General features: G+C 62.1%; 10 protein-coding genes. 7 read left to right on the top strand and 3 right to left on the bottom strand.

What is annotated here, in order from left to right:
• Positions 1-72: 72 nt before the first annotated feature.
• Positions 73-3522, top strand: a complete 3450-nt coding sequence (locus OEG82_RS23275; protein ID WP_267614742.1) for a BamA/TamA family outer membrane protein — start codon at positions 73-75, stop codon at positions 3520-3522.
• Between the two features lie 45 nt (positions 3523-3567).
• Here OEG82_RS23275 and OEG82_RS23270 read toward each other — a convergent pair whose 3' ends face one another.
• Together OEG82_RS23270 and OEG82_RS23265 are read right to left on the bottom strand one after the other, a co-directional pair.
• Positions 3568-4674 (bottom strand): alpha-hydroxy acid oxidase, encoded by a 1107-nt coding sequence (locus tag OEG82_RS23270; protein ID WP_267614741.1) that lies wholly within the window; start codon positions 4672-4674, stop codon positions 3568-3570.
• 1 nt (position 4675) lies between these two features.
• Positions 4676-5308 carry a helix-turn-helix domain-containing protein gene (locus OEG82_RS23265; RefSeq protein WP_267614740.1) on the bottom strand — a complete coding sequence of 211 codons (633 nt, stop codon included), beginning with the start codon at positions 5306-5308 and terminating at the stop codon, positions 4676-4678.
• Positions 5309-5588: 280 nt separating this feature from the next.
• Here OEG82_RS23265 and OEG82_RS23260 point away from each other — a divergent pair, with 280 nt between their 5' ends.
• From OEG82_RS23260 to OEG82_RS23240, 5 genes are all read left to right on the top strand, one after another.
• Positions 5589-6614, top strand: a complete 1026-nt coding sequence (locus tag OEG82_RS23260; RefSeq protein WP_267614739.1) for a TRAP transporter substrate-binding protein — start codon at positions 5589-5591, stop codon at positions 6612-6614.
• 79 nt (positions 6615-6693) lie between these two features.
• Positions 6694-7209 (top strand): TRAP transporter small permease, encoded by a 516-nt coding sequence (locus tag OEG82_RS23255; protein WP_267614737.1) that lies wholly within the window; start codon positions 6694-6696, stop codon positions 7207-7209.
• A gap of 3 nt (positions 7210-7212) precedes the next feature.
• The gene (locus tag OEG82_RS23250; protein ID WP_267614736.1) at positions 7213-8514 is read left to right on the top strand and encodes a TRAP transporter large permease; all 1302 of its coding nucleotides are present in this window, start codon (positions 7213-7215) and stop codon (positions 8512-8514) included.
• Positions 8515-8546: 32 nt separating this feature from the next.
• Positions 8547-9446 carry a 4-hydroxy-tetrahydrodipicolinate synthase gene (gene dapA, locus OEG82_RS23245; protein ID WP_267614734.1) on the top strand — a complete coding sequence of 300 codons (900 nt, stop codon included), beginning with the start codon at positions 8547-8549 and terminating at the stop codon, positions 9444-9446.
• A gap of 4 nt (positions 9447-9450) precedes the next feature.
• On the top strand, positions 9451-10869 hold the full coding sequence (locus tag OEG82_RS23240; protein WP_267614732.1) for an FAD-binding oxidoreductase: 1419 nt from the start codon (positions 9451-9453) through the stop codon (positions 10867-10869).
• A 57-nt stretch (positions 10870-10926) separates the two neighbouring features.
• Here OEG82_RS23240 and OEG82_RS23235 read toward each other — a convergent pair whose 3' ends face one another.
• Positions 10927-11979, bottom strand: coding sequence for a capsular polysaccharide export protein, LipB/KpsS family (locus OEG82_RS23235; RefSeq protein WP_267614731.1), 1053 nt, complete (start codon positions 11977-11979; stop codon positions 10927-10929).
• 344 nt (positions 11980-12323) lie between these two features.
• Between OEG82_RS23235 and OEG82_RS23230 the strand changes: the two genes are divergently transcribed.
• Complete coding sequence (locus tag OEG82_RS23230; protein ID WP_267614730.1) at positions 12324-13352, top strand: glycosyltransferase family protein; 1029 nt, start codon at positions 12324-12326, stop codon at positions 13350-13352.
• The last annotated feature ends 4 nt before the right edge of the window (positions 13353-13356 follow it).

Genomic DNA, 13356 nt, shown 5'->3' with positions numbered 1-13356 from the left:
AGCGGTCGGCTCCTGCAAGGCGCCGCCGTTGCCGTCGTGCTGGCAAGTCCGGTCCTGGCGGACTCTGTCCGTATGCCTTCCAATTCAGACGGACAATTCCGGCAGCTTTCAGATAGCGCGGATCTCGGCATCTCGGTGTCGGTCGACGGCGAGCAGCTGATCGGGGCGCCGGCCGGCATTGCCGAAACATCCGCGACAGGCGCCGGTCTGCAGGACGCAGATATCCAGGTGAAGTTCGACGGCTTTGACGTCCGCCCAGTTCTCAGCGTCACGACTTCAGAGGGCGGCAGCGCCTACCGGGCCGGCGACGCCGTGGGCTTTGTGGCTGCGAGCAATTATCCGGCCTGGATCGCCCATTCGGAGATCCGTGTCCGCGCCGGGGCCACGCACGGATCCCTGTCGAGCCGCGAGGACGTCATCATTCCGGTCGACCGGTCCGGACATGCGGTCTGGGTGATGCCGACGGAGGGATCGGACAAATTTGCCTATGTGCTGCGCGTCTATGATGCCCAGGGCCATTTCGACGAGACGCATCCGCAATCGCTGATCCGTTCGGCCACTTCGACGGAATTGCCGCGCGATCGGCCATCTGAGGACGGGCTTGATCACGCCGCCATCCGCAATATTCCCGTTCATGGCGGCGCCGTCACCGTCTATGGCCGCGATGTGCCGGCGGGCTATGCGGTGACTGCGATCGGTGAACATGTGCCGGTCGACGCCGAGGGCGAATTCGTTGTCCAGCGGATATTGCCGCCGGGCGAGCACAGGGTGGATGTCGCGCTCGGCAATGCCTCGGGCAAGGGGCTGAGCTTCTCGCGCGATGTCAACATTCCCGCCGATGACTGGTTCTATGTCGGCCTCGCCGATCTGACCATCGGCAAACGCTTCGGCAGCGACAGGGTCGTTGCCGCTGATCCATCGGAATATGACGGGGTCTATTCGAAAGGCCGGGCTGCGTTTTATCTCAAGGGCAAGATCAAGGGAAAATACCTGCTCACGGCATCGGCCGACACCGGCGAGGACGATCTGGACACCCTTTTCAAGGGGCTGGATTCCAAGAATCCGCGGCAATTGCTGCGGCGGCTGGATCCTGAAAAATACTACCCGATCTATGGCGATGATTCGACGGCGGTCGAGGATGCTCCGACAAGCGGAAAGTTCTATATCCGGCTCGAGCGCGGCGACAGCCATGTGATGTGGGGAAATTTCAAGGCCGCGGTCAATGGCTCGGAATATCTGCGCAACGAGCGGGCGCTTTACGGCGCCAGCGCGGTTTACCGGTCGGAAGACATGACCAGCTTCGGCGAACGCCGGACCGAGGCCGCGCTCTATGCCGCCCAGCCCGGCACCCTGCCGCAGCGCGATGTCTATCGCGGCACCGGCGGCTCCGCCTATTTCCTCAAGCGCCAGGACATCAGCACCGGCTCGGAAACCGTTTCGATCGAAATCCGCGATTCGGTGACAGGCCTGGTCAAGACCCGGCGCCAGCTCAGTGCCAGCGAAGACTACACGATCGACTACATGCAGGGCGTGATCATCCTCACCAAGCCGTTGTCCTCGACCGCCGGCGCGGATGCCGTCGTGCGCGACGGGGCGTTGGGATCGGATCCGGTCAATCTGGTGGTGCAGTATGAATACACCCCGGCCACGTCGGAGGTGGATGGCTATTCCTATGGCGGCCGCGCCCAGACCTGGCTCGAGGACAAGCTTCGCCTCGGCGTGACCGGCCTGAGCGAGGAAACAGGCAATGGCGATCTTGACGCCGATCAGCAACTGGTTGGCGCCGACTTCCGCATCCGACACAGCGACACCACCTTTATCGAAGGCGAATATGCGCGTTCCGAGGGACCCGGTTTCGGCCGCTCGACCTCGACCGATGGCGGCTTGACGATCGTCGGCAAAGGCAGTGCCGGCAGGATCGGTCAGGTCGCCAATGCCTGGCGGGTGCGCGGCGAACTTGACCTGGCGGATCTGGGTGCGGGAATGCCCAAGGGTCGCCTTGGCGCCCATTACGACAGCAAGCAGGCCGGGTTTTCGACGCTCGATGACCAGACCAGCGTCGATCAGAGGGTGATCGGCGGGTTTGGCGAGTTCGCGCTGACCGATCGCATGCAACTGCGGCTCGGCTATGACGATTACAGTGATGCGGCGGGAAAGAAGAAGGCGGAGGCGTCCGGCGATGTGGTGGTCGATCTCAACAAGACATTGAGGACATCCTTCGGCCTCAAGCACACCGAACTTGCCAATCCCACCGGGGTTGCCGGGGACAATGGCCGCCGCACCGATGGCGGCGTGCGGCTGGCCTATGCGCCGCGCGAGGGTCGAAACTACTATGTCTTCGGTCAGGCCACCCTGGCGCCTTCGGAGGGGATCGAGCGCAATGACCGGGCGGGTGTCGGCACGGAATTGCGGCTGACCGAAACGGTTGGTGTCAGCGGCGAAGTGTCGGAGGGAACCAGCGGGATCGGCGCCATGGCCGCGCTCAATTTCAATCCGACCGATGTCGCGGAGTATCATGTCGGCTACCGGCTTGACCCGGATCGTGAACTTGATGGCACCGGAGCCATCGGCAATGACCGTGGCGGCATCGTCGTCGGAGCCAAGCGCAAATACAATGACGCGCTCTCGCTCACCTCTGAAAACAATTATGACATGTTCGGCCGACGGCGGTCGCTGACCAGCGCCTATGGCGTGTCCTATGCACCGGATACCGAATGGACCTACCAGGCCGCGCTCGAAACCGGCGAGATCCGGGATCCCGACAATTCCGATTTTGATCGGCAGGCGGTGTCCGTGGGGCTTTCCTACAAGGACGAGGACAGGCTCAGCGGCCGCCTGCGCGGCGCGCTGGGCTTTGAGGACTCAGAGGACGGCAGCCGGGATCGCGATTCCTATCTGGTCAGCGGCGCGCTGAGCTGGAAGACCAATCAGGACTGGCGCCTGCTGGCCAGTCTTGATGCAGTGGTCTCGCGATCGGACCAATCCTCCATTCTTGATGGCGATTATGTCGAAGGCAGCCTCGGCTACGCCTACCGGCCGGTGGACAATGACAGGCTCAATCTCCTGTTCAAATACGGGTTCCTGTTCGATCTGCCCGGTGTCGACCAGGTCAATTCCGCCAACCAGGCGGCCGGACCGCGCCAGCGCAGCCACGTGCTCAGTGTCGATGGCACCTATGAGGTCAACCAGTATGTCGATGTCGGAGCAAAATACGGCTTTCGCATCGGCGATGTCGAGACCACCCGCGGGGCGGGCATCTACACAGACAATTCGGCGCATCTGGGCATCCTGCGGGCCGATCTTCATGTCATTCATCGCTGGGATGTGCTGGTCGAGGGCAGAATACTGCGCTCGCCCAGCGCCAACACCACGGATTATGGCGCGGTCACAGCCGTCTACCGCCATATCGGAGACAATGCCAAAGCCGGCCTGGGCTACAATTTCGGCCGTTTCACCGATGATCTGACGGATCTGAGCGACAACAATCAGGGCGTGTTCGTCAATCTGGTGGGCAAGTACTGAAGGGGTGAAAACGCGGCTTTGAAAACTGCACCTGCGCCGGCACAGTCATGCGCTGTAGCGCAGGCTTTCGGCATATTCTTCCCTCAGGATTGACAGGGCCTTGACGACGCCGGTCTCTCCCTCCGCGGCCAGGGCCCAGAGCGGCAGGCGGCCGAGCATGACGGCCTCGGCGCCACGGCGCCGGTAGCGCAGCACATCGAGACCGCGGCGAACGCCGCTGTCGGCCATGACCGTCAGGCGGCCCTCGCATGCAGAAGCGATATCCTGCAGGACATCGATGGGGGCGGGCGAAGCGTCGAAATTACGCGCGCCATGGGAGGATACCACGATGCCGTCGGCGCCGATGCCGATTGCCGTCTCGGCGTCCGCGCAGGAGAGAATTCCCTTGAGCACCAGCTTGCCGGCCCAGCGATCGCGCAGCCAACGCACATGGTCCCAGTTGAGCCCCTTCATCAAGGTGACCCTTGGGTCGACGGGCGCCCCGATCAGGCGCGGCCGCAGGGCTTCGGGATAGTTGTTCATGGCGGGAAGGCCGTGGCGGATGGCTCTGGGCAGGACGGCGCCGAAAAGCCAGTTCGGGCGCAGCGCAAGATCGCACAGGCTGCGCGGGGACAGTCTGAAGGGCATGTCGAAGCCGCTGCGCAGGTTCCATTCCTTGCGGGAGCCTGCCGGGGTGTCGATGGTCATGACGGCAACCCGGACGCCGGTGTCCCAGGCCCGGCTCAGCAAGGCTTCCGACAGGGCGAGATCCTGCCACAGATAGATCTGCATCCAGATGTCGAGGCCGGGCGCGGCCCCGGCAATCTGCTCGACACTGCTCAGTGATTGGGTGGAGAGACAGAAGGGCACGCCGCAGCGCGCGGCGCCACGCGCCAGCGCTTCTTCGCCGCCGCGATGGACCAGGCCGGCCATTGCTGTCGGGGCAATGATGAACGGGGCTTGATGCTGCTCGCCAAAGAGCGTGACACCGGTGTCGGACGCATCGGCGCCGGTCAGCATCCGCGGTGTGATTCCGGCCGCGTCCAGCCGGGTGCGCAAAGCCCGCAGCGAGGCCTCTTCGCCGACGCCGCGGTCGATATAGTCGAACAGGCCGCGCGGCAGACGGCGGCGCGCGCTGCGCCGGGCCTCTTCGAAGGAGAGAAAGCCGCTCACATCAGGCGCTCAGGACCCAGACGACCTCTGCATCTTCTTCGCTGACCGACGTCCAGCAATGTTCGCCATTGCCGTCGTAATACACCGAATCGCCCGGCCCCAGCTCCAGCGGCTCATAGACCTTGGAATGCAGCAGCATGCGGCCGGAGACGACCCAGAGAAAGATCTCGGTGTCGCTGCGGGCCCAGACCGGATAATCCTCGACACCGCGGGCGGTGATGCGGGTGCGCACCGGAATCATGCGCTTGTCCTTCAGCTCGCCGCAGAGCAGGAAATTGGCGCAGGACAGAGATGTGTGCGCCTTGCCCGAATCGGCACGGCTGACCGCGCGCCGGCCAGGTGCATAGGCCGGCCGGGTCTGGGTGATCAGTTCGGTGAGTTCGACGGAAAACCCTTCGGCAATCTTCTGCAGCGTCGAAATCGTCGGCGAAAGTTCCCGCCGCTCGATCTTGGACAGGGTCGAGGCGGCGACGCCGGACAGCCGGGCGCATTCCTGCAAGGTCAGCTTGCGGGCCTTGCGCAACTCGACGATGCGGTCCGCAACAGATGCACTGCCGGATTCGGGCGAACTGACAAGAGCCTCTTTCTGGCTCATCAGGACCTGGCCACTCAGCAGCGTTGCCTGCTCATTCATCATGTTTCCCCATACTCAAGCGCGCATCCAAAATCCGTTGGAAAATCCGGCACAGGAGCCGATACTCTACAGGCCGCTCCGATGACTGTCATCCGATTGCGCCGACAGCGCAAGGTAAGCGACAGCGTCTGTGTTTTCCACCTTTGAGAGGGTAATACACGACGCGTATTATGGGAAGAAATTTTTCGTATAATAAAAATTGTTGACGAATATGGATGTTTCCCTCAATCTCATGTGACAGTCCGGCATGTCGTTGGGCGATAAAAACTGGGGAAATATCATGACCTTCTTGCGTAAGATGCGCTTTGGCGCCGTGGCTTCCATCGCCCTGATGCTTGGTGCGGCAACCGCACAGGCCGATACCGTCCGTCTGGCTCACGTCGATGGCGAAGGCGACCTGCTCAACAACACCTACTGGACCTGGTCGGAAGTGTTTTCGTCCGTGCTCGGCGCGCAGACCGCCGGAAAATTCGAAGTCGAGGTTTTCCCGAGCGGCCAGATGGGCGATCTCGAATCGCTTGCCGAACAGAATGTGCGCGGATCGCTGCAGATGGTCGGCGGCCTGAGTGCCGGTCACATCGCAGCCTATGCGCCGATCGCTTCCGTGCTCGAGATGCCCTACACATTCTCGTCGACAGCCCAGGCCCGCGAAGTCATGAATGGCTCGTTCGGCGCCTCGCTGTCCGACAAGATCGCCGAGAAATCCGGCGTCCGCATCCTGTCCTACCTGCCGTCCGCCTTCCGCAACTTCTCAAGCTCGACCAAGATGATCAAGTCGCCGGCGGACATGGTCGGGATGAAAATGCGCACGCAGCAGATCCCTATTCACGTTGAAATGGTCAAGGCGCTGGGCGCTTCGCCGACCCCGATCGCATGGGCCGAACTCTACAGTGCGCTGCAGACCGGCGTTGTCGATGGACAGGAAAATGCGCCCTACACGATGCTGATGGCGAACCTGCAGGAAGTGCAGAAATTCTACACACTCGATCACCACCTGATCAACATGCCGCTGATCACCATCAACGAGGAATACTGGCAGGGTCTCTCGGACGAAGACAAGCAGGCCTTTGAATATGCGGCTTCGGAAGCGACATTCGCCATGCTTGGTGTGATCACGGCCAAGGAGTCGCAGGATCTTGCCAAGATCCGGGCTGCCGGCGTGGAAATCTACCAGCCCACAGCGGCGGAGTTCCAGCAGTTCGTTGATGCTGCGCAAAAGCCGGTGGCCGATATTCTGGCCGAGCAGGTCGGGCAGGAAATCATTGACGAGCTGAAGGCAGCCGTCGCCGCCACCCAGGCGAAGTGATCAGCGGCTTACCGCTGGAACTGGATACAGGCCCCTTACGGGGGGCCTGTCCTCTTGCTCACTGCCTCGCGGGGTTACCATGCTGATTGTGCTCGGACGGATTGCCAACTCGCTGGCGTGGTTGGCCTCAACCATTGCCCGCCTTCTGCTCATCATCATCGCGGCCGTGCTGTTCGTGCAGGTCGTGCTGCGCTACGGCTTCGGATTCTCGCTGCCCTGGCCCGAAGAAGCGGCCCGCTATCTGATGATCTGGGTCGTCATGCTGGCCGGCAGCCTGCTGGTCAAGGATGATCAGCTCGTCCGGGTCGATTTCTTCGACGGATTCTGGCCCCAGCGGCTGATCGGCTACCGCAACGCCTTTTTTCGGCTGCTGCTCGTCGGCCTTCTGGGCATTCTCGTCTGGAAGGGCCTGGACAATGCGCTTTTCGGCATGCGCCGCCAGTCGGTCACCATCGGCATTTCATTCTTCTGGATTTACCTGGCAATCCCCGTCGGGGCGGGCCTGATGATGTTCCAGATGCTGGTCCTCGCCATTCGCGAGGCGATCCACGGCCCCGTCAATAGTGGCCCTTCAATCCTGAATTCGGAGATCTGAGCCTTGGATCAACCTCTCCTCGTCATCATCGGTCTGCTGCTGTTCCTGATGCTGCTGGGCAGTCCGGTCATCTTTGCGATCGGCTTTGCAGCGCTTTCCTATTTCTTCATCAAGCCGGGCATGACCGGCATGCTCGATATCTATGCCCACAAGTTCTTCACCGGCATGGATGTGTTCATCTGGCTCTCGATTCCGCTGTTCATCATTGCCGGCGAGATCATGAGCGCCATCGGCATGACCGAGCGGCTTGTCAATCTCTCGCGCCTGCTGGTGGGGCGCCTGCGTGGCGGCCTCGCCTATGTGAATGTTGTCGGCTCGATGCTGTTTTCGGGTGTTTCGGGATCGGCGCTTGCCGATATCTCGGCGCTCGGCCCGGTCGAAATGAAGATGATGGAGCAGGACGGCTATGACAAGGATTTCGCCGCAGCCCTGACGGTGAGCTCGGCAATCCAGGGCCCGATCATCCCGCCGTCAATTCCGCTGATCATGTTTTCGGCGCTGACCAACACCTCGGTGGCGGCCCTGTTTCTGGCCGGCGCGGTGCCGGGCCTGATGCTCGGGCTGGGGCAGATGGCGATGATCTTCGTCCTTGCCCGGGTGCGCGGATACCATGCCAATCCGATCGCCGGCCTCAATCTGAGAATGGCGCTGGGCATTTTCTACAATGCGTTCTTTGCCATCTTCATGCCGCTGATCATCATCGGCGGGATCATTTCGGGCGTCTTCACCGCAACGGAAGCAGCCTCGGTTGCCGTCGCCTATGCGCTGCTGGTCGGCGTTCTCGCTTATCGCAATCTCACGCTCAAGGCGCTGTGGGAGATTCTCGACCGGTCGGCGCGGACTTCGGCCTCGGTCTATCTCATCGTCGGATTCGCCACGATCATTTCGTGGATCCTCGCCAATGAACGCCTGCCCACCCAGCTTTTCGATCTGGTGACGTATTACCAGCTTCAGCCCTGGTTGCTGCTCTTGTGCCTCAACCTGTTCTTCCTGCTCAATGGTCTGTGGATCGGGGACTCGGTGCAATTGCTGCTGTTTGCACCGCTGTTCACACCGATCCTGGCGGCAATGGGCGTCGACCCGGTGCATTTCGGCGTGGTGATGGTTCTCAATGTGATGATCGGCCTGATGACGCCGCCCTACGGGCTCGCGCTCTATCTCGGCTCGACCATATCCGGGGTGCCGCTGGGGCGGATCGTGGTGGCATCGCTTCCGTTCCTCGCCTCCAACCTGATCGTTCTGCTGCTGGTGACCTATGTTCCGGCGATTTCGCTCACGCTGCCGCGGCTTTTCGGCTTCCTCTAATTTTCTACACCTATCAAACAAGGACTACTCAGATGTCTCTCACCAAAGCCGATATCTCGGGCCTTTTCACCGCAATCGTCACGCCATTCGGTGCAGACAATTCGGTTGATTTCACCGTGCTCAAGGATCTGGTCAAGCGCCAGCTCAAGGCCGGTGCGACGGGCATCGTGCCGATCGGCGGAACCGGCGAATACACGGCGTTGTCGCGCAAGGAACGCGCCGACATCGTTGCGGCCTGTGTCGAAGCTGCCGGCAGTGCGCCGGTACTGCCCGGCATCCTGGCCACGGGCTATCACGACGCGCTCGACGCCGGCCATGATTTCAAGGCAGCCGGGGCTGCCGGCGTCATGCTGGTCACGCCCTATTATGCGGTGGGCCCGCAGGAAGGCATGCGCCGCTATTTCAACGACTACCGTGGCCAGATTGACCTGCCGATCCTGGCCTATGAGATCCCGCGCCGCACCAATGCATCGATTTCGGCCGAGACCTATGCCAAGCTCGCCGATGACGGGGCCATCATCGGGATGAAATATTCGAATTACGACATGCCGGAATTCATTGCCGTGCTGCGCGAGGTCGGCGACAAGCTGGCCGTCTTGTCCGGGGAAGAGCCGCTTTTTGCCGCCCATGTCGGCCTTGGCGCCGTCGGCGGCGTTCTCGCCTCCGCGACGATTTATCCCGAATTCTGGATCAAGGTGTTCCAGCTTGCCTCCAGCGGCGATCTGAAGGCGGCGCTGGCCATGCAGAACCGGATCGACCCTGTGCTCAAGGCGATCTACCGGGAAACCAATCCCGGTCCGCTCAAGCATTTCATGTCACTGGCCGGAATGGAGATGGGCGGCGTTCGCCTGCCGCTGACCGACCCTTCGGATGAAACCACGGCCCTGCTGCAGACCGCATTGGCCGGTTTTCACGATACCGAGGCTGCGTGAAACAATGATCGCCGAGGATCTGTTTGAGGAACTGTCGACGATACTCGGACCGAAGGGCCTGCTGACCGACCCCGCCGAGATGACTCCCTTCGTGACCGATTTCCGCAACCGCCGCACCGGCTCGGCGCTGGCGGTGCTGCTGCCTGCAACAACGGCCGAGGCCGCTGCCGCAGTGCGGGCGGTGACGGCGCGCAAGATCGCCATCTTCCCGCAAGGCGGCAATACCGGCCTGTGCTACGGGACGGTGCCGCAATCCGGCGTGGTGATCGGGCTCAGGCGGATGCGGGCGTTGCGGGAAACCGATGCACGCTCGGGCCTGATCAGTGTCGATGCCGGCGTGACACTTGCCGAACTGCATGCCGAAGCCGAACGGCTCGGCATGCAGTTTCCGCTCTATCTCGGCTCGGAAGGAACCGCCCAGATCGGCGGGCTGATCTCGACCAATGCCGGCGGCACCGGTGTGCTGCGCTACGGCTCGATGCGCGACCTGATCGCCGGCGTGGAAGTGGTGCTGGCCGACGGCCAGGTGGTCAATGAGATGTCGGGCCTGCGCAAGAACAATACCGGCTATTCGCTGACCCAACTTGTCGCCGGTGCTGAAGGCACGTTGGGCATCGTCACGGCGGCAGTGGTGCGCCTTGCCCCGCGCATGAACAGCCGCGCCCATGCCTGGCTCGGGCTGGAAAGCGTCGAGGCGGCGCTGGAGGTCGGCAACCGGGTGCGCGCGGCTTTTGGCAGCCAGATCGAAGCGCTGGAACTGCTGGACCGCGCCGAGGCAAACTACGTGCTGCGCCACATCCCGGGCGTCCGCATGCCGTTGTCGGACGTGCCCCTGTATTCGCTGATGATTGAACTTGCCTCTCCGGCCAGCCATGACGACCTGACGCCCCAGCTTGAAGCGGTGCTGGCAGCGGCCATGGAAGAGGGCCTGATCAGCGATGCAGTGATTGCCCAGAGCGAACAGCAGGCCCATGACATCTGGCATTTCCGCCATTCGGTCACCGAGGCGAACAAGATCAACGGGATCGGTGTCGTGCTCGACACGTCGGTGCGCCCATCGGCCATTCCGGCCTTCATCGAGGCGGCCGACCGGATCACGGCGGACCGCTTTCCCGAGGCCGAACGGGCGATCGTCGCCCATCTGGCCGACGGCAATGTGCATTACATCGTGATGTTCCCGCACGAGGTCTGGGCATCCTATCCCGACAAGCCGGCCAAGGAACTGGAGGTCGAGCATGCCATCCATGACGTGGCGGCGGCCCATGGCGGCAGCTTCTCGGCCGAACACGGAATCGGCCGCAAGCTGACGAGCGAAATGGCTCGCCTGATCGACCCGGTTCGGCTGGACGTCATGCAACGCATCAAGTCCGCGCTCGATCCTGACGGATTGATGAATCCCGGAGCATTGTTGCCTGAGGCCTAAGGCATCACGCCGCAAGGCCCGAGAGATTGCGGTCCGAAGCGGCGCGCCGTGCTCGGCTCAGGCGTTGGGACCGTTGTGGTCCGGTGTCCGGGCGAACTGTTGGATTCTGTCTTCGAGCACCGTGGCGGCTTCGGCGAAGCCTATCCGCCGGATTTTCTGATGGTCAATATAATGGCTGTAGTCGAAATAGAGCGCTGCAGACAGCGCTTCGAGCGAGGCCGGCGCGCGCCGGCCGGTAACCATCGGATTGCGGTCTCTGGTCAGTCCCCAGCCGCTGTAGAAGGGAACGCCGAAGGTGTGGACCTCGCAGCCGGCCATCAGCCCTTCAAAGCCGAGCTGGCTTGAGACGCAATAGACCTTTGCGCAGGCTTCCAGCAGCACCCAGGGATTGACCGGCTCCGGCGTCAGGCGCATCCGGCCGGTCTGCAGCGCTTGCGCGCAGCCGGGATCGGAGTGCGCAAGGGCCTCAAGGGACTGCTGCGTGAAATGACCGGCCTTGCGCCCGGCAATGGTTTCCGGATGCACCCGGATGAGGATTTCGGAACCGGGATTTTCCGCAACAGCGCTTCTGAGCATGCACAAAAAACTCTTCTCTCCCGCAAGGGCGCCGGCAATGGAGGCGTCGCCGGCTGTCTGATCGACAACCAGCACACGATCGCTCCGGTCTGCCGATTGAAGCTTGAGCGCGGAGATGTCGAAGAGGGTTGAATTGTTGTATTTCGAAAGCCGCTTGCGCCTGAGCAGGTCGATCGCCGCACGAGCCTCGTCTTCCGGCGTGGCGCTCGCCATGCGCTTGTGGACAAGGGCTTCGAGATCGCTCGGCAGCCGGGCGTCGTAATATATGCCGCTTCGGTCCAGCACCAGCGACAGCGGTTTTTCAGCATTGCCGGGGTGAACGGATCGGAGAAACCCGTCCTCGAAGGCCAGATAGGGCAGTTTCCGGAGACGGGCAATCCTGCGGCCACGAGCGGCCGTCGGCTTGTGGCCCCAGCCGGCGATGGCGTCCGACGATCCGCCAAGAAGCCCAAGACGACAGGCCTCACCTCCGGTGATCAATTCGATCGCCTCCTGCAACTGCCAGAGTCCCGATGTCGCCAAAGCAATTTTCATGATGTCAGTGCTCAAATGCCCAAAGGGTCGGGGATCATGGATTGCCGCGAACCTAGAGTGCTTCACGATCGGATGAAAGCGATTCCGTTTTGCGTCCGCAATGCTGCCGTCCACCACGGAAGGATTGGGCCCGCCGCGGCAAATGAGTAACGAAGCCATCTGGAAAAGCTGCAGCCGTTCCAGTACAAGGTTGCATCCGGATCTGATTGCCAACCTTGAGAGCCGCCGCTGTCGACCGGGAAGGAAGCCTTACCGGAAAATTGACATCGTTGCTCTTTCATCGCGATCCAGACTCGGATGACCGAAGTGCCCGACAAGCTTGGTTATAAGGAATGGGCAACGCAATGCGACCGGGCGATTTCTCAACTCACGACTGGATCGGTCCGGCCTCGCGCACCTTGCCGACAACCGACCTCTATTTCCTCAATGCCTGCCGGCGCTGGCTTGGCAGCCGCCCGTTCTATCCCGCGCCGATCAGGCGGGTGGGGGCGAATTCCTTCACCTGCGGTGATTCCATCATCGTCAGCCGCCGGGACAGCCCTGCTGTGGTCGAGCGGCTGCTGCGGAAGTCTTGCGGGCAGTTCTGCTATATCATCGACGACGATCTGTGGGCGCTTGATGACGACACCAGCCTGCCGGTTGCCTACCGGCAGCGGCTGATCACCCTGCGCGACGGCCAGCACCGGCGCCTGACCGAGCGCGCCGACACGATCATCGTGTCGTCCTCGGTGCTTGCCGATGTCTACCGGGACCGCGGACACAGGGTCGTACAACTTGATCCATTCTGGTCGGAAGCCCTGGCCGACGGCAGCCATTTCGACCCATTGGCGGACGGGGCGCCGCTGGAAGTGGGCTATCTCGGGAGCTCGAGCCATGCCTCGGATCGCGGTTTCGTGCTGCAGGTGTTCGAGGAGCTGGCCGCACGGGATCTCAATCTGCGGCTGACGATCATCGGCACCGCGGACGTGCCGGCCCATCTCAGGAAACATCCGAAACTGCAGATCCTAAAGCACCTGCCATGGCCGTTGTACCGGAAACGGCTCGCCAGGCAGCGCTTTCACGTTCTGCTTTATCCAAGCCTGCCGACGGCATTCAACAAAGCCCGTTCGTTCAACAAGCTGATCGAGCATGCCGTTGCCGGCGGAGTCGGAATCTACAGCGACAGCTGGAATTTCGCGCAGGACATTGAGGCCAACAAGGCCGGATTCCTGTTGGAGAACACGGTTGAGCACTGGGCGGATTTTCTGGGCGCGATCGACCGGACGGGTCTCAAGGCCAGCAGCAATTCGACGCTGGCCTATACGCGCGAGCTGAACCTGACCAGCCGGTCGAAACAGCTCGAATTCTGGAAAAAGACACTGAAGCTTTCATAGGCCG

The organism is Hoeflea ulvae, from assembly GCF_026619435.1.
Classification (GTDB): Bacteria; Pseudomonadota; Alphaproteobacteria; order Rhizobiales; family Rhizobiaceae; genus Hoeflea; species Hoeflea ulvae.
The sequence above is the reverse complement of the archived record's forward strand: the minus strand, read 5'-3'. Positions and strand labels throughout refer to the sequence as shown.